Consider the following 21,665-nt stretch of genomic DNA (forward strand, 5'->3'; position numbering starts at 1 on the left):
TATGAAAAATTGTGATAGGTAATTATAGATTTTTAGGATTTACAGAGTATTAGGAAACAATTATTTAACCAAGTTAATCTTTAGTTAACTCATACATAATGTTAAGCTTTAATTATGGTAATACTACTGCGTTAGTTTTACTTTTTAATCCAAAATAAATATTATGTATAAAAGAATTACACTCTTAAGTGCTTTCCTATTTACTTGTTTTATAGGGTATTCGCAAGTCTCACTACAGATTACAGAAATCTGGCCAGGAAATGGTGAAGGAGACAATTTAACCTCAGACTGGTTTGAAATTACAAATATGGGAGACGTCGCTTGGACTCCTGCTATGGGAGATTTATTTTTTGATGACGACTCTCAAGATTATACAACAGCCGATTTAATAAGTGGTATTACTAGTATTCAACCAGGAGAATCTGTAATAGCAATAGACGATACTGATACTGCAGAATTTATAGCTTTATGGAGTAGTGTTTACAACCTAGTAGGAATACAAATTGGAACTTATAATGGTTCTGGTCTTGGTGGAGGAGGAGATGCGGTTACTTTATTTATGAGTATTGGTGCTCCTGTAGATGCTAATGCAATTATTGATTTTGAAGCATATCCAGATACCGAACTTACTCCAGGACAATCTTATGATGTTACCAAAGGAGGCTTCAGCATTATTGGAGAGTTACCATATCAACCTGTTGCTACTGCTGTAAATAATATGAATGAATCCGCAATTGGTTCACCGGGAAATTTAGGGCCAGCATTGCCTAATCTACAAATTACAGAAATTTGGCCAGGAAATGGAGAAGGTGATAATCTTACTTCCGATTGGTTTGAAATTACAAATGAAGGTCCAGGAGTTTGGACACCAACATTTGGTGATTTATATTTTGATGATGATTCTCAAGATTATACAACAGCCGATTTAATAAGTGGCATTACTAGTATTCAACCGGGAGAGTCTGTAATAGCAATAGACGATACCAATACTGCAGAATTTATAGCAATATGGAGTAGTGTTTACAACCTAACAGGAGTACAAATTGGAACTTATGATGGTTCTGGACTTGGAGGTGGAGGAGATGCGGTTACTTTATTTATGAGTGTTGGCGCTCCTCTAGATGCTAGTGCAATCGTCGATTTTGAAGCATATCCAGATACTGAACTTGCTCCAGGAAAATCTTATGATGTTGTAAAAGGAGATTTTAGTGCTATTGATGAGTTACCATATCAACCTGTTGCTACTGCTAATAATAATATGAATGAACCTGCAATTGGTTCTCCTGGTAATTTAGGAGCTTTAGCAGCATCTACATTAAGTATTGTTGTTGATACGGTTAATTTAACCTCTTTTTTAAACTTACCAGAAACCAATGCTGGTTTTGTAAGTGGCGTTATAAACGATCCTACAGATCCAGCAAGTACTATTGGTATTCCTTTTCATATTATGGATGCAGAAACACCTGTAGCAGATTTAGTGGTTACTGCTACTAGTAGTGATGAAACTATCGTTTCTAATGCAAATCTTGTGCTTACAGGAATTAATGAAGCACGTTTATTAACCATTACTCCTTCTGCTTTAGGTTTTACAACTATAATTGTAACGGTTGAAGATACAGATTCCAATACTGCAACGTATACTATTAATTATGCAGCTTCTGAAGCTTCAGTGACACCAAATACAACTCGTTTTCATACCGGAGCTGCAGATGGTTCTACAGGAATAGCAATAAGCACAGAATATGGTTGGATTGGAGATGACGAAGATCAAACTTTACGTTTATATAACGGGAATCAATCTGGATTGCCAATAACGACAATAGATTTTAATGCTGCTTTAGGAACTACTGCAGAAGCAGATTTAGAAGGTTCTTTTTTATTAGAAAATACAATTTACTGGATTGGCTCTACTGCAGAGGAAGATAGATCGGTTATTTTTACTACTAAGGTTTCTGGAACAGGAGAAGCATCAACACTAAGTTATTTAAATAAATATACTAGCTTAAGAGATGATTTGTTGGCTTGGGATGAAAATAATATGCACGGTTTAGGTACGAATCACTTTCAATTAAGTACTATTTTAGAAATAGAAGCTTTAGCACTTGCGCCAAATAGTACAACAACAGCTTATTTGGGTTTAAGAAGTTCAACATTAGAGAATAAAGCTATTGTAATTCCTGTAACTAATTTTACAGACTTACCAGGAATGCCAGTTGGTTCTGCTACTTTTGGAACTCCTATACTTTTAGATTTAAATGGAAGAAGTTTAAGAAGTATGGAGTGCAATGAAAATGGATGTGTATTAATAGGAGGACCTTTTGGAAACAAAACGGACTTTAAACTATATACTTGGTCTGGAAATGCTGTAGATCAAGCAGAATTGCGTGCTGCAGATTTAACTGCATTACAAGCTAATGGTTCTTTTGAAGGGTTGGTAGCTTTGCCTGTTTCTACTTTCTTAGGAAGTGATGGAGATTCCGACACCGTAAAATTACTAGTAGATTTAGGGGCTACTGTTATTTATAATGATGGAAATGAAAATAAGTCGCTTCGTAGCGAATGGAAAAAATTTAGAAGCGATATAGTTACTTTAGGTCCCGTTGTGCAACCTGTTATTAAAACTCCAGTCATTAATGAGTTTGTTGCAGATCATACTTCTGGAGATACTGCCGAGTTTGTAGAGATTTATGGAGATCCTTTTACCGATTATTCCGCATATACTATTGTTGAAATAGAAGGAGATGGTAGTGCTTCTGGTGTAATTGATGATGGTACTTTTGCTGTAGGAACTACAGATGAAAATGGATTCTGGACAACTCCTTTTCTATCGAATACTATAGAAAATGGAAGTATAACTTTATTGCTAGTAGAAGGCTTTTTGGGTAGTATAGGTGATGATATTGATACCAATAATGATGGTGTTATTGATGTAACTTATTGGAATAGTATTGTAGATGGTATTGCGAGTTCTGATGGAGGTGCTTCTGATTTTGTTTATGCATTAGATCTAGCTCCAGGTTTTGATGGTAATGCAGCTCAAGTAGGAGGAGCGTCTCGTATTCCTAATGGTGTAGATACAGATACCACTGCAGATTGGATGCGTAATGATTTTGAAGGAGAAGGATTAGATGGTTTTACAGGAATTCCTATAGAAGGAGAAGCACTTAATACACCTAATGCTATTAATACACCAGTTGGACCCATATTAAATATTACCGAAATCTGGCCAGGAAATGGTGCAGGAGATAATCTTACTGCAGATTGGTTTGAAATAACAAACAATGGGCCAATAGCTTGGACTCCAAGTTTAGGTGGACTTTATTTTGATGATGACTCTCAAGATCCAGCTTCTGCAGTGTTAATAAGTGGTATCACTTCTATTGCTCCAGGAGAATCTGTTGTTGCTGTTGATGCAGCAGATACCGCAAATTTTGTCGCTATCTGGGAAGGCGTTTATAATATTTCTGGAGTACAAATAGGAACTTACGCAGGAGCAGGTTTATCAAGTGGTGGAGATGCTGTGACTTTATGGATTGGTGAGCCAACAACCATTGGTAATATTGTCGATTTTGAAAGTTTTCCAGATACTGGATCTTTTCCAGGACAATCTTATGATGTAGAAAAAGACGGATTTAGTATAATCAACGAAGTACCTTATGCACCAGTAGCTACAGTAGGAAATGATATGGGCGAATCTGCAATAGGATCACCAGGAAATCAAGGTCCAACACTAAGTACTGTTGATGTTATTGGAAATTCAAATACCATTAAAGTATTTCCAGTTCCTTTTGATAGTGAATTATATGTAAAACTAGATTTGCAAACTCCTGTAACTTCAAAAGTGCAAATTGTAAATGTTTTAGGTGCTGTTGTATATAGTGAAACATTGCAATTAAATACTGGCAATACTTCCATTGATTCTTTAGCTCATTTAGCTTCAGGGATGTATGTTTTACGTATTTCTGAATTAGGACATACAATGAAAATTGTAAAGAAATAACAGTTTTTACTTTATAAAAAAGCCAGTTAGTATGTTACTAACTGGCTTTTTTTATCCATTTTATTGTACTTAATGCGATTATACTAAAGCGCCATTAGCACCAATGACTTGACCCGAAATCCATTTCGAATCGTCGCTTGCTAGAAATAAAGCAACTTTTGCAATGTCTAAAGGTTTTGCAAGACGATTAAAAGCATTCATACTACTAAGTTTATCAATGAATTCTTGCGATTTTCCTTTTAAAAATAATTCGGTTTCTGTTGCTCCAGGAGCCAATGCATTAACTGAAATACCTCTTCCAATTTCTTTAGAAAATACGCGTGTCATTTGTTCAACTGCAGCTTTAGATGCCGAATATAATGCATAGGTGGGAAACATTAATTTTACTGTGCTAGACGATATATTGATAATGTTTCCGTTGTCTGCTAATTTAGTACTAGCTTCCTGTAACGTATTAAATATACCTTTTACATTCACATTAAATTGTTTATTAAAATCCGCTTCCGTATTATCTTTTAATGCCTTCGAAATCATAACACCAGCATTATTAATTAGCACATCTACTTTGCCAAATGCTGCTATTGCTTTGTCAAATAATACCGTTACTTCTTCTTTTTTGCTTACATCTGCTTGTACAGAAATAGCCTTTCCTCCTTGTTCTAAAATAGTGTTTACCGTTGCGTTTGCTTCTGTTTCACTATTGGAATGGTTTACTATTACTTTAGCACCATTTTTAGCTAAAAGTATTGCAATTTCTTTTCCAATTCCTTTAGAGGAACCTGTTACTAATACTACTTTACTTTCTAGTTTCATGTGTTTATGGTTTAAGCGTTATTTAATTTTTTTAATCGAAAAATAGCAATGACTATCAAAATAATAGCAATGCTTACTAGCATCATTTTTGGTTCTGGTCTTGCAAAAAATTCTAAGAATAAAGCTGTAAACATCGTTATAAATAAAAATCCGAAAGCAATCTTGCCTATCGTTTTATTTTTATTAAAAGCAAAAAGGATAAATAAGGTTGCTAAAGCAAACTCTGCAATTCCTGTGAAGATTCTAAAACCATCCGAAGGAATTCCAAAAGCATCTTCAAATTGATTAAAACCAGCTACGCTTTGTGGTTTTCCTAGTAGTTTAGGGACAGCAAAGAATAACATTACAGCACTAACTAGAATATTTATGATTTGATTTGTTAAATATTTCATCCTATTTTAATGCGACTAGTTTAGTGGCAACTTCTGTTAAATTAGATGCTATAATTTCAGGTTTTTCAGCTAAAGGGTATAATTGCGCTCCTGGTCTGCTAATAAAAGCACCTCTCCAATTTGCCCAAAGTGCACCAGCGATATCCCAGCCATGTGCAGCAATTAATAAACATTCGCTAGGCGAAACGCCCATTTTTCGTGCTGCCCAATCGTATGCATCTGTATGTGGTTTAAACTTTCCAATATCTTCAATACTTAATCTTTCGTCAAAAAAATCAATTAGTCCAGCATTTTCAAATTGTGTTTGTACACCTTTATTTGAGGAGTTCGTAAATGATACTAGTTTATAACCAGCATTTTTTAATTTTTGAAGCGCTGCTTTTACTTCTGGATGTGCAGGTAAAGATCGGATTGGCCCTAAAATTGCTTGTTTTCCTTCTTCTTCAGATAAAGTAATATTATGATTTGCAGCTACCATTTGTAGGGCTGCAGCACCTATTACACCAAAATCATTGTACTGTCTTCCTACTGTTGTGACTAAAGAGTATTGTAGCATGGTTGTAAACCATAACGGTAATAGGTCACTTCTGTTTCCTAATACCTTACCAACACTTTCTTTCATTGCAGTTAGGTCTAGTAAAGTTTCGTTTACGTCAAAAAATAATACTTTAGGTCTTGTGTTCATCTTTTCTGTTTTTATTGGATTTTCTAATGAAGAAGCAAATGCTAAGTGTGGAGCAGCTAAACCTACCATAGTAGCTTTTTTTATAAAATCTCTTCTGTTGTTTTTTTCTTTTTTCATGTTTTATATTTAAAAACATACCAAAAGGTATGTTTTGATTTAAAAAAAATTAAGCTTTTAGTTGTTCTAGGTATACTGTGAGACCTAATATGTATTCCTCTAAAATATCGTCATTGGTATACAATTTACGAATACCTCGAATACCTTCAAAAGCACTAATCAAGTAGGTCGCAACTGCTTCACTTGAAATATCTTTTTTTATAGTATTTTCTTTTTTTCCTCTTTCTATTAATTGGATTAAAGCTTTTTTCCAATCTTCAATAATATTTCTTAATGCTATTTGGTATGCTATTTCATGATCACCAATTTCATTTATGAAATTATTCATTGGGCAACCATGTTGTTTATCATATACGGGAAAAGATTTTAAACGCTCTAAAAAAGTAGTTTCTAAAATATCAATAGTATTGCCAGATTTAAATAATGGTAATATCATACCTTCACAAACCCTTTTTTCTAGTTTGAAACTAATAACAGCAAGACCAAGTTCTTTTTTGTTTTTATAGTGATGATAGAATGCACCTTTAGTTAATTTTGTTGCTTTCATTATTTTATCTACACTAGTAGTTTTAAAACCATTCTCATAAAACAGTTTAAACGATTCGTTAAGAATAGTTTGTTTGGTGATTTCCGATTTTAAATCTTGTTGCATGGTACAAAGTTATGTAAAAAAATACTAGTTAGTATGTTTTTGATTTTTATTTAACAATTGTAACTTTTATTTGTTTTTAATTGGAATAATATTGAAAGTTGCTATTAAAACTAAATGTATTATAAATTACTTTCTTTCGTAGGTTAAAAACGAAAACTCATAGTCATGATTTTCATCTTTTACATGATAGGTATCGTTTGTTTTTTTCCAGATTTTGGTATCAATTTCTGGAAAGAAAGTGTCTGCTTCAAACTCTTCATGAACACGAGTAATTTCTATTTTATCTGCTAAATGCATGGCTTGTTTGTAAATTTCACCTCCACCAATAATAAAGGGTTGTAAGTCGGTTTTAGCAATTTCTATAGCTTTCTCAATAGAATTTACAACAAGGACACCTTCAGGAGCTTGGTAGTTTTCTTGTCTAGAAATAACAACATGAGTTCTGTTAGGTAATGGTTTAGGGAAACTTTCAAAGGTCTTTCTTCCCATAATAATATAGTGGCCTGAGGTTAAAGCTTTAAAACGTTTTAAATCATCACGTAAATGCCAAATAAGTTTGTTGTCTTTACCAATAGCATTATTTTCTCCTGCTGCTACAATAATGGTTAAATTTTGTTTTTTTAGTGCTAAATTTTCATTAAATATTTGACTTTTAGCAATATGAGGTGCCTCGTTTTTAAGGTTTTCTTTTAATTTTTCAATACGTTCTTGTTGCTTATTAACTAGTTTTTCTAGTTGTTTTTGTTCCCAATCTTTTCCCATAAAAGTTTGAAACAAAAAAACATTTAAAAAATGCCAGAATAATAATATAAACCAAAATGCTATTATTACAATGGACCATGGTAGTGTTGCTAAAGTAAATTCGTCTGCTAAACCTAAACCAACATTAAAAGTGTATAGTATTAAACCAAAAATAGCAAAAACGATAACATGTGAATAAAAACGTTTTTTTTGTTTTATTCTACGTTGCGCATTTTGAATGAGCTGTAATTGCTCTTGGTCTATTTGGGGGTTGTTTTTCTTTTTACCAAACATGATGTTACATTTAAAAAGTAAAGTTACTTAATCATTTATTTAGAATTACCGCAAACGTTTTAGTTTGATTTACAGTATTTTATATTGATTTTACAATTGTTATATTCTTTAAATACAAGTTAGTTTTATATGAAATCAAGATTTTTAAAGAGTAATTTTTAGTAATAAAATAATAATTCAAAATTAGGTATTTATTTTTTTGATACCTCTAACTTTCTTATTTAATTTTGAACTTGTTAAAACAATAATATTATGGCAATTAAGAAACAATTTTTAAAAAGTAAACCAGTTTGTAAAGTAACATTTACAGTTCCTGCTAAAGAAGCAAATGAAGTTTTAGTAGTTGGAAACTGGAACAATTGGGATGAAAAAGCTGCGCCTTTAAAAAAATTAAAAAACGGAACATTTAAAGGGACTGTAAACTTAGAAAGTGGAAGTTCTTACGAATTTAAATATGTTGTTGATGGACAATGGCAAAATGAAGAACAAGCCGATTCTTTTGTTTGGAATGAATTTGCTTCATCTGAAAATAGTGTAATTAATTTGTAATACTTATCAGTAAAATTAAAAAGGTGTATTCTGAATAGGAGTACACCTTTTTTTTTAATTTATTTTTAAAAGATTACCTATTAAAAATATATAGTCATTAATATTTTAAACGGAACAGCAACAGGCTTTCCATTTAAATAACCTGGTTTTTTCATTTTTGGAAGACGTTTCAATAGTTTAATAGCTTCTGCAGCAATTTCTTTTTTATGCGCTTTAGCAGTTATATTTTTAGTCTTACCTTTTTCATCTATAATAAATTCTACTAAAAATTGAGTGGATTCTTCTTGAGGAAATAATTTATCTGCAAGTTCATAATTAAAACTTAATGTAATGAAATTCATTATTTTTTCGGTAGTACAGCTTTTTAATCCTTGATAATCTAGGTTTTCACTACAGCTTCTATATACGGGAAAACTTTCTGCTTTATTGGTTGTTTCTTGAGAAAAAGCGTCTAAACAGAGGGAAATAGTAATTAATAGAAATAGGTTTTTCATTAATAATTTAAATTAGACGGCAACAGTTCCTTTAATATGTGGGTGCGGATTGTAGTCTTCAAGTGTAAAATCTTCAAATTTAAAGTCGAAAATGTCCATAACATTTGGATTGATTTTCATTTTAGGAAGCGGTCTAGTATCTCTAGATAATTGTAATTCTAATTGTTCGTAATGGTTGCTGTAAATATGTGCATCTCCAAAAGTGTGAATAAAATCTCCAGCTTGATAACCGCAAACTTGTGCCATCATCATGGTGAATAATGCATACGATGCAATGTTGAAAGGCACACCTAAAAAGATGTCTGCACTACGTTGGTACAGTTGGCAAGATAATTTACCATCTGCTACATAAAATTGAAAGAATGCATGGCAAGGAGGAAGAGCGGCTTTACCATTAGCAACGTTTTCTGAAAAGGATTTCGTGGTGTCTGGTAAAACGGAAGGGTTCCAAGCAGAAACCAACATACGTCTGCTATTTGGGTTGTTTTTTAAAGCGTGAATAACTTCTTTTATTTGGTCTATTTCATCATCATTCCAGTTTCTCCATTGGTGCCCATAAACAGGACCTAAGTCGCCATTTTCGTCTGCCCAAGAATTCCATATTTTCACACCATTTTCGGTAAGATAGTTAATGTTTGTATCTCCTTTTAAGAACCAAAGCAATTCGTAAATTATAGATTTTAAGTGTAGTTTTTTTGTGGTTACCATGGGGAAACCTTCACTTAAATCGAAACGCATTTGGTGTCCAAAAACACTTTTTGTACCTGTTCCAGTTCTGTCTCCTTTTTCGTTTCCGTTTTCTAAAACGTGTTGTACTAGGTCTAAATATTGTTTCATAGTATTTTCCACGAAAGTGGAAATCTCATTAAATTAAACTTGATTTTATTTGCAGTTAGAATTTCTAAAAATAAATACCTGAACTGCGCTTTATATGACATAAAAAGCGATGCTAAAATAAAAAAAAGCACCAAGTTTTGTTGCTTGATGCTTTGGTATATTATTATAAAGTTATTAACGTTTTTTATAGGAAATTTACTTTCTATGTTAGTAGGTGTTTTTACCCTATTATCATTCCAGCGATAGTAGCAGACATTAACGATGCTATAGTACCACCAATTAAGGCTTTCATTCCAAATTCGGATAAGGTTTTTCGCTGTCCAGGAGCAAGAGATCCAATTCCACCAATTTGAATGCCTATAGATGCAAAGTTTGCAAAACCACATAGCATATAGGTTGCCATTATAATAGACTTGTTATATGTTAAATGAGTTGCGCTTGCTACATTTTTTAAGTCTGCTAATTGTATATAACCAACAAACTCACTTGCTGCTAATTTGATACCTAAAAGTTGCCCCATTAAAGTCATATCTTCTGTCGCAACACCTATTAACCACATTAATGGAGCGAATATATAACCAAGAATAAGCTCTAAGGATAAACTCTGGTATGCTGTATTTGCAGCAATCCAAGTGTTAATTGTAGTAACATCTCCAACCCAACCTAGAATTCCGTTAAGCATTGCAATAAAAGCTACAAATACTAAAAGCATGGCGCCTACATTTACAGCAAGTCGTAACCCTTCTGTGGTTCCATTAGCAATAGCATCTAGAATATTAGAACCAATTTTTTCGGAGGAAACACTAACATCGGTGTTTATTTCTTCGGTTTGAGGATATAATATTTTTGAAATTACTATAGCGCCAGGAGCAGCCATAACAGATGCAGCTAGTAAATGTTTTGCGAATTGTAATCTTAAAACAGGATCGTCTCCACCAAGAAAACCAATGTAAGCAGCTAATACAGCTCCTGCAACAGTTGCCATACCACCAATCATAACCAGAAGCATTTCCGATTTATTCATTTTCTCTAAATATGCCTTGATAAGTAAAGGAGCTTCGGTTTGTCCAAGGAAAATATTTCCAGCAACACTTAGACTTTCTGCACCAGAAATTTTTAAAACTTTGGATAAAACGATTCCGAAAGCTTTTACTACTTTTTGAATAATTCCTAAATAGAAAAGGAGTGAGGTTAAAGCAGAAAAGAATATGATAGTTGGTAGTACTTGAAATGCGAAAATGAACCCGAAAGTATCCATATCTACGACTAAGCCTTCAAATAGGAATTTACTTCCTGCTCTTGTGAAATCTAGTACGCTTACAAATAAACCGCCAATCCATTCGAATATTTTTTGAACAAAAGGAACTTTTAAAACGCCTACAGCAATAATAAGTTGAAACGCTAATCCTAAACCTACGGTTTTCCAGTTAACCGCTTTTTTATTACTACTAAAAAGGAATGCTAAAACAATTAGGGAAACCATTCCTAAAAGTCCTCGCCACAAACTTTGCATCGAGAAACCTTGACTCTCTATAATACCATCGCTTACTTCTGTAATGTTAGTAATAGCTATATTCTCTTTTTCTTTAGCAGCTGTAAAAAGAAAATCTGTGTTTTTTTCTGTAAAAACTAAAGTAGAATCTGTATGCTCTTTAATCTTGTAACGTCTTATAGTATCGGTTGGTTGGTTATAGTAAAAAACGAGTAAGCTGTTTTGATGTATATAATCACCAGAAGCATTTGTTGTATTAAATTCGCCTTGATTTAGTTCTAAGGTTTCAAAACTATTGTTTTGGTTGTTTGCTATCCATTTTTTTTCAAGGTCTTGAGCACTAGTTGTTGAAAGTCCAAAAAAAATAGCTACAATAGCTAATACAAAATTTCTCATGTGTTGTTATTTATTTAACGTTTAGAGATTTCATCTCTTATATGTGCTGCTTTTTCATAGTCTTCATTAGCAACTGCTTCGTCTAACATATTGTGTAATTCGTCAATTGTTTTACTTGCAAAGGTCTCGTTTGGAGATGTCGTTTCTAATTCTTCTGCAACTAAAGCATCTAAAAGGACATCATCTTCAATGTTTTTTTCTTCGCTTTCTGGATTTACTTTTAAATAAATTCCAGCTTTATCTAAAATGTTTTTATAGGTAAAAATTGGAGCTTGAAACCGCAAGGCTAATGCAATTGCATCACTTGTTCTGGCATCAATAATTTCTTCAATTTTATCGCGTTCGCAAATTAAACTAGAATAGAAAACGCCATCTACTAGTTTATGAATGATTACTTGTTTAACAACAATATCAAATCTATCGGCAAAATTTTTGAATAAATCGTGAGTGAGTGGTCTTGGCGGACGAATTTCTTTTTCTAAAGCAATGGCAATAGATTGCGCTTCGAAAGCACCAATAACTATTGGGAGTTTTCTGTCTCCATCTACTTCGTTTAAAATCAATGCGTAAGCGCCATTTTGAGTTTGGCTATACGAAATACCTTTTATGTTTAACTTGACTAAGCTCATATTTAAAAACACAAAAGACTGTTTAAATTAGGACAAAACAAAATTTAAACAGTCCTTTTTAACAATACAATTTATAAAAAATATATTTATTGTTGTGCCTTAAAGGCTTTTAATTTTTCGATTAAAGCTGGTACAACTTCAAAAGCATCACCAACAACACCATAGTCTGCTGCTTTAAAGAAAGGAGCTTCTGGATCTGTGTTAATAACTACTTTTACTTTACTAGCGTTAATTCCTGCTAAGTGTTGTATAGCACCAGAAATACCAATAGCAATATATAAGTTTGAGGCTACCGGTTTTCCTGTTTGTCCTACGTGTTCGCTGTGTGGTCTCCAACCTAAATCACTAACAGGTTTAGAACAAGCTGTAGCTGCACCAAGTACATCTGCTAATTCTTCAACCATTCCCCAGTTTTCTGGACCTTTTAATCCACGACCAGCAGAAACTACTATCTCTGCATCAGCAATACTAACTTTATCACTTGCTTTATCTACCGATTGTACATTTACGGTGAAATCTGAAACTGTAGGAGTAAATTCTTCCGCAGCAGCGCTACCTGAATTTTCTACTAATCCAAAAGAATTGTTTGATACTGCAACTATTTTTACATCGGTATTAATAGTTGTCATATTAAATGCCTTATTTGTAAACGCTGTACGTTTTACTGTAAAAGGAGAAGTGCTCGAAGGAGCTTCAACCACATTGGTTGCGTATCCAGCTTGTAAGCCAACGGCTAATAATGGTGCTAAATATTTACTATCTGCACTGGAGCTAACAATAACTACTTTTGCGCTTTCTTTTTCTGCAGCTTGCTTTACTACATCTGCATATGCTTTTGCGTTAAAAGTATTTAATTGTGTGTTAGTAACGTTTAATACTTTATCTACACCATAGTTCCCTAAAGCACTTGCATCGCTAGTGTTAATGGTTACAGCTGTCACAGTTGTTCCCAATTGATTAGCAACTGCTTTTGCATAAGAAGCTACTTCTAAAGCTACTTTTTTAAATTTTCCTTGTTCTGATTCTGTATATACTAAAACTGACATGATACATATTTTTATTTGTCATTCCCACGAAAGTAGAAATCTTAATTATTTTTTTTGTTAACTTCAAAAGATCCCAAAGCCAGTTTGGGATAACTTAATTAGTAAACTAAATTACTTTAGCTTCGTTATGAAGTAGGCTTACTAATTCGTCTAAATTATCTGGAGCTACAAGTGTTACAGCACCTTTTGGGGCTGGTTTTTCAAATTTCACAGAAGTAGTTTCAGCTTCGGTTGCAATTGGTTCTAAAACTTGTAACGGTTTTTTACGCGCCATCATAATTCCTCTCATGTTTGGTATGCGTAAATCGCTTTCTTCAACTAATCCTTTTTGGCCTCCTATAACTAAAGGTAAACTAGTAGTAACGGTTTCTTTTCCCCCATCAATTTCTCTAGTAGCAGTTGCATTTGTACCTTCCACTTCTAGACTAATACAGTTATTTACAAAATTAGCATTGGTTAATGCAGCTATCATACCAGGAACCATTCCGCCATTATAATCAATTGACTCACGACCAGCAATTACTAGGTCGTATGCACCATCTTCAATTACTTTAGCTAGTTGTTTTGCAACAGCAAAACCATCTACAGCTTCTGTATTTACTCTAATAGCCTCATCTGCTCCAATAGCTAAGGCTTTACGTAAAGTAGGTTCTGTTTCAGGACCTCCTACATTAACAACGGCTACACTAGCTCCTTGTTTTTCTTTAAACCACATGGCACGAGTTAACCCAAACTCATCGTTAGGATTAATAACAAATTGTACACCATTGGTATCAAATTTTGTATCTCCTTCAGTAAAATTAATTTTTGATGTCGTGTCAGGAACGTGACTGATACACACTAAAATTTTCATAATTATATAATTTAATTAAAATTGTATTTTTTGTAAAGCCTAGAACTATAACGATTTCGGATAAGAAATAACGGATTAATATTTTAGACTTTATTTTCTTGGCTACGAAGTTAATTATAATATTTTGAATATTTACTATGCGTGCATAATAAATTTTAAACAAATCTTTATTAGAAAGTTTTTCTTTTATTGCTATTTTTGTTTTTCATAATATTTATAATAGATGAAGACTATACAATTTAGAGAAGCTATTTGCGAAGCAATGAGTGAAGAAATGCGCAAAGACGAAAGTATTTACTTAATGGGTGAGGAAGTAGCAGAATATAATGGAGCTTATAAAGCTAGTAAAGGAATGCTAGATGAATTTGGTGCAAAACGTGTTATAGATACACCAATTGCAGAACTTGGTTTTTCTGGAATAGCTGTAGGTTCTACAATGACAGGAAATAGACCTATTGTAGAGTTTATGACTTTTAATTTTGCATTAGTAGGTATTGATCAAATTATTAATAACGCTGCAAAAATTAGACAAATGTCTGGAGGACAATTTAAATGTCCTATAGTTTTTCGTGGCCCAACAGGATCTGCTGGTCAATTAGGAGCCACGCACTCTCAAGCTTTTGAAAGCTGGTTTGCTAACACGCCAGGTTTAAAAGTAATTGTACCATCGAATCCTTATGATGCAAAAGGTTTATTAAAGGCAGCTATACGTGATGATGATCCAGTAATCTTTATGGAAAGTGAACAAATGTATGGAGATAAAGGAGAGGTGCCAGAAGGAGAGTATATTGTGCCTATTGGAGTTGCTGAAGTTAAGAGAGAAGGAACCGATGTAACTATTGTCTCTTTTGGTAAAATTATTAAAGATGCATATAAAGCTGCAGATCAATTAGAAAAAGAAGGGGTTTCCTGCGAAGTTATAGACTTACGTACGGTAAGACCATTAGATATTAATACCATTTTAACTTCGGTTAAAAAAACAAATAGATTGGTTATTCTTGAAGAGGCTTGGCCTTTTGGTAACGTATCAACAGAAATTACATACCAAGTTCAAGAGAAAGCTTTTGATTATTTAGATGCTCCAATTGTAAAAATAAACACAGCAGATACTCCTGCTCCTTATTCACCAGTTTTATTAGCAGAATGGTTACCAAATAGTGAAGATGTGGTAAAAGCGGTAAAAAAGGTAATGTATAAATAAAAACGAATTATTTTCGTTATATAAACTTCATTGGCAACATTGTTGATGAAGTTTTTTAGTATAATGAAATTTGAAGTGGACTAAATGAAGTATAAATTAATTCTTTTATTATTTTTTTTCGGAATTGTTACCGTTGTTGCACAAACTAAAGTTAGTGGTAAGGTGTATGATGAGTTTAACGAACCTGTAGCTTTTGCAAATGTCATATTTAAAGGTTCTTCTGAAGGTACAATAACCGATGAAAATGGAACTTTTTATTTAGAGTCTGATGCCACTTGGGATGCTGTGTTAGTTTCTTTTATAGGTTTTGCTACTTTAGATGTTCCTCTAGAAAAAAGAGTTAATTACGAACTTAATTTTGTTTTAAAAGAAGAAGCTGGATCCTTAGATGAAGTCGTAATTGTTACCGGTAAACAATCTAAAAAAGAATCGGAAAATCCTGCCATTGCAATCCTTAAAAAAGTTTGGGAACACAAACGAAAAAATGGATTAAAACAATTTAAACAATACGAATACGATAAATACGAAAAAGTAGAGTTTGACCTCAATACCATAGATAGCTCCCTCATTAAAAGCAAACTATTTAGAGGTATGGAATTTGTTTTTAATGAGGTAGATACCTCTCGAGTAACAGGAAAAACATACTTGCCCATTTTTATTAATGAAGCTGTAACTAAAGTTTACGGTGATAACTTAATTAATAAAGAAAAAGTAGATTTGTTAGGAAATAAAAATTCTGGTTTTAGCGATAATCAGGTCATTATAGATTTCGTAAATGATCTGTATTCAGAATTTGATATTTATGATAACTACCTCAAATTTTTCGATAAGAGCTTTGTGAGTCCAATATCAAGAACTGGAATTAATACCTACAACTACGTCTTATCCGATAGTACATATCGTGACAACAAATGGTGTTATAACATTATATATTACCCAAGACGTAAAAACGAACTTACCTTTAAAGGTGATTTTTGGGTTGCAGACACTACCTATGCAATTAAAGAAATTAATATGCAGGCTTCTAAAAGCGCAAACATAAACTGGGTAAAAGAAATTTATATAGAACAAGAATTTGATGTACTTAATGATTCTTTATTATTATTAAAAAGAGATTATTTTATGTCGGATTTCTCTTTTAATAAAAAGGAAGAAGCTCGAGGAGTTTATGGTAAACGTACTACTTTGTATGATAATTATGCGTTTAATAAACCAAAAGACGAAAAGTTCTATAATCAAGAAGTATATAACTACGATAAAGATATTTATAATCGCGAAGACGATTTTTGGGAAGAAAACCGAATGGAAGCCTTGAGTAAAGATGAAAAAGGTGTTTACAAAATGCTAGATACCTTAAAAACGGTTAAAAAGTTTAAACGTCTTTACAATGTTGGAAGCATTCTAGCTTCAGGATATATTGAAATGCCTAGTTTAAATTTAGATTATGGGCCCATTTTTTCCACCTTTGGTTTTAATGATGTAGAAGGTTTACGATTACGAGCAGGAGGAAGAACCTATTTTGGACAAAATGACCTTTGGCGTATTGAAGGTTTTGGAGCATATGGTTTTAAAGACGATAAATTTAAATATGGAATTTCTGGAAAAGTCCTTCTAGATAAGAAAAATAGATTTATTATTTCTGGTGGAAACCGAAGAGATGTAGAGCAAATTGGAGCTAGTTTAACGACTTCTACAGATGTATTAGGTCGTAGTTTAGCATCGTCGTCTGTGGTAGGAACTGGAACTAACGATAAACTTACCTCTATTAATCTAACGAGCCTCGCAATAGAAATGGAGCCGGTTAGAAACGTAGTTTTTAGATTAAGTGGTAATTATAGAACATTAGAGTCGGCATCTAAAACGTTTAGTTTAGATTATTATACAGACGAAACGCAAACAACTACCGAATCGGAAATCAAACAATTTGAAAGTGCTTTATCTGTTTCATATTTCCCAAAAAGAAAAATGACAGGTTATGGAGTAGAACGTAGAGAAGCTAATGATGGTTTTGCAAGAATATTTGCACAGGTTACTAGAGGAGATAAAGGCGTTATAAATAGTGATTTTGACTATACTAAGCTTCAGTTTTCCTACTTACAACCTTGGTCTGTCGGTGGTTTAGGAAGGTTATATACAACTTTAGAAGTAGGAAAAACATTTGGCGAAGTTCCATTAGGTTTATTAAGTGTGGTTCCAGGAAATCAAAGTTATTTTTCTATATATAATACCTTTTCTAATTTAGATTATTACGAGTTTGTAACAGATACCTACGCATCCATGCACATACAACATAATTTTAATGGTCGTTTCTTTTCTCGAATTCCTTTTTTGCGTAAGCTAAACTGGAGAGAAATAGTAGGATTTAGAGCTGTTGTTGGTGAAATTTCAAAAGAAAACAGAGCACTTAATGCTTCTGGTTTAGTTTATACAGCACCAAATAATAAAGCGTATTATGAATATAGTTTTGGTATAGATAATATATTTAAAGTGTTTCGAATCGATTTTAATTTTAGAGGAAACTATTTAGATAAAACGAATTATCCTGATGCAAGAAAATTTGGTATTACTGGTAGTTTCGGATTCAATTTTTAAGCACTTTAGTCCAATTCTTTATCATAAAAATAAGTAGCATCTTTAATAAGTATACTTAAAATGTCTTCTTCTTTTTTAACACGATTAGCATCCCAATCTAAATATTGTATACAGTCTTTAATAATTAGCGTTTCAAATTTTAAAACACTAGAAATATTAAAGTATAGTCTTCCTGTTCTTCGCACAAAAAAATCGGAAAGACTATTAACCATTTCAAAATGAATACCATACCATAACTCTGCTCTAATTAATCGCGCTTCGGCATTTTTGTTTTTAAAAAATGGCATTTTGCCTACTATTTCATCTGCTTGTTTTCCATAATTGGAAGTTAAGTACCAAGCAAAATAATCATTTTCTATTCCAGCTTTTTGTAGCCTTAAATATAGTTTTTTGCGATATTTTTTTACTTCTTTATTAGAAGTCATTGGGTTCGATGTCAACGTAATTTTTTCAGTTTGCGACTCTTTAAGTTTGACAACTTGTTTATACGTCATTGTATTTAAAACAGCATCAATAGCACGATGTGCCATTTTTCTATAACCTGTTAATTTTCCACCAGCAATAGAAATTAAACCACTTTTAGAAATAAATATTTCATCTTTTCGCGATAATTCGGAAGGGTCTTTTTTTTCCTCATGAATTAATGGTCGTAATCCAGCCCAATTGGATTCGATGTCTTTTTCAACTAAATGAATTTCAGGAAATGCATCATTTACAGCATCCAGTAAATAATGAACATCTGCTTTTGTGGTAACTACACGTTCTAAATTTCCAAAATAATCGGTGTCTGTCGTACCAACATAGGTTGCTCGACCTCTAGGAATTGCAAAAATCATGCGTCCATCTGCTACATCAAAATAAACCGATTGTTGTAATGGGAATTTTTCAATAGGAAAAACAAGATGTACACCTTTAGTTAAGTGTAAATGCTTTTTATTTTTGGAAGCATCTTTCTCTCGTAATTTATCAACCCAAGGTCCAGTTGCAGAAACGAAATTTCGAGATTTTATGTTTAATATTTCTTCGGAATTGTGATCGATACATGAGATAGTTTTAAGTTTTCCTTCTGTATTATATATAAAATCTCTCATCTCGCAATAATTTAGAATCGTTGCTCCAAATTCGGAAGCCTTTTTAAGTAGTTCAATGGTTAATCGCGCATCATCTGTTCTGTATTCCGAATAATAACCGCTTCCAAGAATTGTTGTTTTATCTAATAAAGGTTCTTTTTTTAGAGTCTCGGCTTTGTCAAGCATTTTTCTTCTATCATCTCCTTCTACATCTGCTAAAAAATCGTAGACTCTTAAACCAATTGAGGTCATCATTTTTCCATAGGTACCATCTTCTATAAGCGGTAAAAGCATTTTTTCTGGTATCACTAAATGTGGTGCTAATTTATGCACTATAGCACGTTCTCTTCCAGATTCTCTGACCAAACCAATTTCTAATTGCTTTAAATAGCGTAATCCACCATGAATTAGTTTTGTAGATTTATTGCTAGTTCCAGAAGCAAAATCATTCTTTTCAATCAAACAAGTTTTCATGCCACGAGAAGCAGCATCTAAAGCAATTCCTGCTCCTGTAACTCCACCACCTATAATCACGATATCGAATTTTTGAGAAGTAAGTGTTTCTATTTGTTCTGCTCTATCTCGTATAGAAAATGATTTATTTTTCATATTTAATTAAACTTCTATTATCGACTTGGTTTTTTTAATGGCTTTTAACCAACCTGTATATTTTTGGTTTCTTGTTTTTTCTTCCATTTTAGGAGAAAAAAGTTGGTCTACTTCTCGAATAGATGTGATGTCGTTTGTAGTCCAAACTCCAGCTTTTAGTCCTGCTAGCATTGCTGCTCCTAAAGCGGTAACTTCAAGCATTTTTGGTCTTTCAACAACGACATTTAAAAGATTAGATTGAAACTGCATCAAATAATTATTTGCGCTTGCTCCACCATCAACTTTTAAAGTAGTTAATGTTTTGCCACAATCTTCTTCCATAGCCTGAATTACATCTTTTGTTTGATAGGCTAAGGCTTCAATAGTTGCTTTAATAATTTCATTTTTCCCTATATCTAGCGTGATTCCATAAATAGCACCTTTTGCATTGGCATCCCAATATGGAGCACCTAATCCTGCAAAAGCAGGAACCATATATAAATCTTTTAAAGGCGGAATACTATTACAAATTGCTTCGGTTTCTTGTGCCTGATTAATTAATAACATTTTATCTCGTAACCATTGTATAGAAGCTCCACCAATAAAGATACTTCCTTCTAGTACGTAATTTGTTGGTTCGTTTGGTAGAGTACATGCTAATGTGGAGATTAGACCGTTTTTGGAAGCCACATAATCTTTTCCATTATTTAGTAAAATAAAACAACCAGTTCCATAGGTGTTTTTTGCAATTCCTGCTTCAAATCCTCCTTGACCAAATAAAGCCGCTTGTTGGTCTCCAGCAACCCCGCAAATAGGAATGTTAATTCCGTTAAAAACTACAGAACCAAAGTTTGAAGAGGATGTTTTTACTTTTGGTAACATAGATTTTGGTATGTTTAAAGCAGTAAGTAAAGTGTTGTCCCATTTTAAATCTTTAATATTATAAAGCATGGTACGTGATGCATTGGTATGATCTGTAACGTGTTGCTTTCCTTTAGTGAATTTATATATCAACCAACTATCGATTGTTCCAAATAAAAGTTTCCCGGTTTCTGCTTTTTCTCGAGCGCCTTCCACATTATCTAAAACCCATTTTAATTTAGTTCCAGAAAAATAGGAGTCTATTACTAATCCTGTCTGTTCACGAACATAAGTTCCTAGACCATCTTTTTTTAAAGTATTGCATATGTCTTTGGTTCTATTATCTAACCAAACTATAGCATTGTAGATAGGTTGTCCAGTTTCTTTATCCCAAACTACAGTAGTTTCTCTTTGATTGGTAATACCAATAGCTGCAATATCTTTTGGGTTTATTCCAGTTTCTTTTATAACATTTTCAAAAGTTTCTTTTTGATCTTTGTATATTTCCATAGGGTTATGTTCTACCCAACCAGATTCTGGATAATGTTGTGTTAGTTCTTTTTGAGAGATACCTTTAATAGTACCATTCATATCAAAAATAATGGTTCTGGTACTTGTCGTACCTTGATCAAAGGCAATAACGTATTTTTTATGCATGAACTACTTTTCAAAAATTAAAACATAAAGTACTAAAAAATATTCTATAATGTTATGCGTGCATAAGAAATTATTTTTTAAAAAATATATTTACATAAAAAACCAATTTAGTTTATCAAAAAAAAGTATTGTACTTTGTAATCGATTAAAATTTTAAGATTATGGCTAAGAAAGCAGATCAAACCGCGTCTTTTATGGTTCGGTTTAACCAGATTATTTTTGAAGAAGATGGTGAGTCTAAAGTGCAATGGCGCGGCAAAGTATCGCATGTGCAAGGTGGAGAAGACGAAAGCTTTACTAATTTTAATGATGCAGTTGCTTTTATTCAAGAAAGATTAGGAGATTTAACTTTGGAAGCTACTAAAGATGAATCCCCAGAAGTGCAAGATTCCCTATTAAAAAAGAGTTTTTCTCTATGGAAAACAATGGCAAAAGAAGGGCCAAAAGTTATTATGGAAACAATTAAAGATCCAAGAAAACAAGTAGCAAATATTCAAGATCAAATAAGTTATTTTGGGGAAGACTTAAAAGATAAAGTACATATAGATCAATGGAGAAATGCATCACGTTCCGACTTTAATACAATTAAGGAATCCATTAGCTCTTTAGCAGAAGAAATTAAAAAACTAAATGCAAAAGTAGATGCTATTAGTAAGTCTTCCAAAACGACTAAAACTACACGAACAACTAAAAAGAAGTAAGCTTT

At 32.7% G+C, this 21,665-nt stretch carries 18 protein-coding genes; 5 read left to right on the forward strand and 13 right to left on the reverse strand.

Translation table 11 applies throughout. The features are described 5' to 3' along the window. The first annotated feature begins 163 nt into the window (after positions 1–163). Positions 164–4,000, forward strand: a complete 3,837-nt coding sequence (locus ACVC3Y_RS08940) for a T9SS type A sorting domain-containing protein (RefSeq protein ID WP_452226675.1) — start codon at positions 164–166, stop codon at positions 3,998–4,000. A 78-nt stretch (positions 4,001–4,078) separates the two neighbouring features. On the opposite strand, the gene ACVC3Y_RS08945 is transcribed toward ACVC3Y_RS08940, so the two are convergent. The 5 genes from ACVC3Y_RS08945 to ACVC3Y_RS08965 all read right to left on the reverse strand — a co-directional run bounded on the left by ACVC3Y_RS08945 (position 4,079) and on the right by ACVC3Y_RS08965 (position 7,694). Further along, positions 4,079–4,813: an SDR family oxidoreductase gene (locus ACVC3Y_RS08945; RefSeq protein WP_303422361.1), complete on the reverse strand. Its 735-nt coding sequence runs from the start codon at positions 4,811–4,813 to the stop codon at positions 4,079–4,081. A gap of 11 nt (positions 4,814–4,824) precedes the next feature. After that, a complete protein-coding gene (locus ACVC3Y_RS08950) occupies positions 4,825–5,205 on the reverse strand; it encodes a DoxX family protein (protein WP_303422358.1) in 381 nt (126 codons plus the stop codon). 1 nt (position 5,206) lies between these two features. Beyond that, complete coding sequence (locus ACVC3Y_RS08955) at positions 5,207–6,007, reverse strand: haloacid dehalogenase type II (protein ID WP_303422355.1); 801 nt, start codon at positions 6,005–6,007, stop codon at positions 5,207–5,209. 49 nt (positions 6,008–6,056) lie between these two features. After that, entirely contained in the window at positions 6,057–6,659 is a 603-nt protein-coding gene (locus tag ACVC3Y_RS08960) for a TetR/AcrR family transcriptional regulator (RefSeq protein ID WP_452226676.1), read from the reverse strand. A 126-nt stretch (positions 6,660–6,785) separates the two neighbouring features. Beyond that, complete coding sequence (locus tag ACVC3Y_RS08965) at positions 6,786–7,694, reverse strand: dihydrofolate reductase (protein WP_452226677.1); 909 nt, start codon at positions 7,692–7,694, stop codon at positions 6,786–6,788. 252 nt (positions 7,695–7,946) lie between these two features. On the opposite strand from ACVC3Y_RS08965, the gene ACVC3Y_RS08970 reads away from it, so the two are divergent. Continuing rightward, positions 7,947–8,243: an isoamylase early set domain-containing protein gene (locus ACVC3Y_RS08970; protein ID WP_303422347.1), complete on the forward strand. Its 297-nt coding sequence runs from the start codon at positions 7,947–7,949 to the stop codon at positions 8,241–8,243. An 80-nt stretch (positions 8,244–8,323) separates the two neighbouring features. Here ACVC3Y_RS08970 and ACVC3Y_RS08975 read toward each other — a convergent pair whose 3' ends face one another. The 6 genes from ACVC3Y_RS08975 to ACVC3Y_RS09000 all read right to left on the reverse strand — a co-directional run bounded on the left by ACVC3Y_RS08975 (position 8,324) and on the right by ACVC3Y_RS09000 (position 13,990). Beyond that, entirely contained in the window at positions 8,324–8,737 is a 414-nt protein-coding gene (locus ACVC3Y_RS08975; protein ID WP_303422344.1) for an energy transducer TonB, read from the reverse strand. A gap of 12 nt (positions 8,738–8,749) precedes the next feature. Further along, positions 8,750–9,574, reverse strand: coding sequence for a thymidylate synthase (locus ACVC3Y_RS08980; RefSeq protein WP_303422342.1), 825 nt, complete (start codon positions 9,572–9,574; stop codon positions 8,750–8,752). A gap of 220 nt (positions 9,575–9,794) precedes the next feature. After that, on the reverse strand, positions 9,795–11,462 hold the full coding sequence (locus ACVC3Y_RS08985; protein ID WP_452226678.1) for a NupC/NupG family nucleoside CNT transporter: 1,668 nt from the start codon (positions 11,460–11,462) through the stop codon (positions 9,795–9,797). Positions 11,463–11,476: 14 nt separating this feature from the next. Continuing rightward, complete coding sequence (locus ACVC3Y_RS08990; RefSeq protein WP_303422337.1) at positions 11,477–12,091, reverse strand: bifunctional nuclease family protein; 615 nt, start codon at positions 12,089–12,091, stop codon at positions 11,477–11,479. 86 nt (positions 12,092–12,177) lie between these two features. After that, positions 12,178–13,137: an electron transfer flavoprotein subunit alpha/FixB family protein gene (locus ACVC3Y_RS08995; protein ID WP_303422334.1), complete on the reverse strand. Its 960-nt coding sequence runs from the start codon at positions 13,135–13,137 to the stop codon at positions 12,178–12,180. 106 nt (positions 13,138–13,243) lie between these two features. Then, positions 13,244–13,990, reverse strand: coding sequence for an electron transfer flavoprotein subunit beta/FixA family protein (locus tag ACVC3Y_RS09000; RefSeq protein WP_452226679.1), 747 nt, complete (start codon positions 13,988–13,990; stop codon positions 13,244–13,246). Positions 13,991–14,213: 223 nt separating this feature from the next. Between ACVC3Y_RS09000 and ACVC3Y_RS09005 the strand changes: the two genes are divergently transcribed. Together ACVC3Y_RS09005 and ACVC3Y_RS09010 are read left to right on the forward strand one after the other, a co-directional pair. Then, positions 14,214–15,191 (forward strand): pyruvate dehydrogenase complex E1 component subunit beta, encoded by a 978-nt coding sequence (locus ACVC3Y_RS09005; RefSeq protein ID WP_452226680.1) that lies wholly within the window; start codon positions 14,214–14,216, stop codon positions 15,189–15,191. Between the two features lie 84 nt (positions 15,192–15,275). Continuing rightward, complete coding sequence (locus tag ACVC3Y_RS09010; protein WP_303422326.1) at positions 15,276–17,783, forward strand: DUF5686 family protein; 2,508 nt, start codon at positions 15,276–15,278, stop codon at positions 17,781–17,783. A 5-nt stretch (positions 17,784–17,788) separates the two neighbouring features. Here ACVC3Y_RS09010 and ACVC3Y_RS09015 read toward each other — a convergent pair whose 3' ends face one another. Both ACVC3Y_RS09015 and glpK read right to left on the reverse strand, forming a co-directional pair. Beyond that, complete coding sequence (locus ACVC3Y_RS09015) at positions 17,789–19,462, reverse strand: FAD-dependent oxidoreductase (RefSeq protein ID WP_452226681.1); 1,674 nt, start codon at positions 19,460–19,462, stop codon at positions 17,789–17,791. A gap of 6 nt (positions 19,463–19,468) precedes the next feature. Beyond that, complete coding sequence (gene glpK / locus ACVC3Y_RS09020; RefSeq protein WP_452226682.1) at positions 19,469–20,959, reverse strand: glycerol kinase GlpK; 1,491 nt, start codon at positions 20,957–20,959, stop codon at positions 19,469–19,471. 161 nt (positions 20,960–21,120) lie between these two features. Between glpK and ACVC3Y_RS09025 the strand changes: the two genes are divergently transcribed. Next, positions 21,121–21,660 carry a hypothetical protein gene (locus ACVC3Y_RS09025; protein WP_452226683.1) on the forward strand — a complete coding sequence of 180 codons (540 nt, stop codon included), beginning with the start codon at positions 21,121–21,123 and terminating at the stop codon, positions 21,658–21,660. The last annotated feature ends 5 nt before the right edge of the window (positions 21,661–21,665 follow it).

The sequence above is a fragment of the Lacinutrix cladophorae genome (assembly GCF_053604645.1).

Coding starts and splice junctions, on each gene's coding strand:
- ACVC3Y_RS09015 (WP_452226681.1), bottom strand. CDS start 19,462: ATGAAAAATAAATCATTTTCTATACGAGATAGAGCAGAACAAATAGAA.
- ACVC3Y_RS09010 (WP_303422326.1), top strand. CDS start 15,276: ATGAAGTATAAATTAATTCTTTTATTATTTTTTTTCGGAATTGTTACC.
- ACVC3Y_RS08945 (WP_303422361.1), bottom strand. CDS start 4,813: ATGAAACTAGAAAGTAAAGTAGTATTAGTAACAGGTTCCTCTAAAGGA.
- ACVC3Y_RS08950 (WP_303422358.1), bottom strand. CDS start 5,205: ATGAAATATTTAACAAATCAAATCATAAATATTCTAGTTAGTGCTGTA.
- ACVC3Y_RS08975 (WP_303422344.1), bottom strand. CDS start 8,737: ATGAAAAACCTATTTCTATTAATTACTATTTCCCTCTGTTTAGACGCT.
- ACVC3Y_RS08940 (WP_452226675.1), top strand. CDS start 164: ATGTATAAAAGAATTACACTCTTAAGTGCTTTCCTATTTACTTGTTTT.
- ACVC3Y_RS08970 (WP_303422347.1), top strand. CDS start 7,947: ATGGCAATTAAGAAACAATTTTTAAAAAGTAAACCAGTTTGTAAAGTA.
- ACVC3Y_RS08990 (WP_303422337.1), bottom strand. CDS start 12,091: ATGAGCTTAGTCAAGTTAAACATAAAAGGTATTTCGTATAGCCAAACT.
- ACVC3Y_RS08965 (WP_452226677.1), bottom strand. CDS start 7,694: ATGTTTGGTAAAAAGAAAAACAACCCCCAAATAGACCAAGAGCAATTA.
- ACVC3Y_RS09025 (WP_452226683.1), top strand. CDS start 21,121: ATGGCTAAGAAAGCAGATCAAACCGCGTCTTTTATGGTTCGGTTTAAC.
- ACVC3Y_RS09000 (WP_452226679.1), bottom strand. CDS start 13,990: ATGAAAATTTTAGTGTGTATCAGTCACGTTCCTGACACGACATCAAAA.
- ACVC3Y_RS08955 (WP_303422355.1), bottom strand. CDS start 6,007: ATGAAAAAAGAAAAAAACAACAGAAGAGATTTTATAAAAAAAGCTACT.
- ACVC3Y_RS08960 (WP_452226676.1), bottom strand. CDS start 6,659: ATGCAACAAGATTTAAAATCGGAAATCACCAAACAAACTATTCTTAAC.
- ACVC3Y_RS09005 (WP_452226680.1), top strand. CDS start 14,214: ATGAAGACTATACAATTTAGAGAAGCTATTTGCGAAGCAATGAGTGAA.
- ACVC3Y_RS08980 (WP_303422342.1), bottom strand. CDS start 9,574: ATGAAACAATATTTAGACCTAGTACAACACGTTTTAGAAAACGGAAAC.
- glpK (WP_452226682.1), bottom strand. CDS start 20,959: ATGCATAAAAAATACGTTATTGCCTTTGATCAAGGTACGACAAGTACC.
- ACVC3Y_RS08995 (WP_303422334.1), bottom strand. CDS start 13,137: ATGTCAGTTTTAGTATATACAGAATCAGAACAAGGAAAATTTAAAAAA.
- ACVC3Y_RS08985 (WP_452226678.1), bottom strand. CDS start 11,462: ATGAGAAATTTTGTATTAGCTATTGTAGCTATTTTTTTTGGACTTTCA.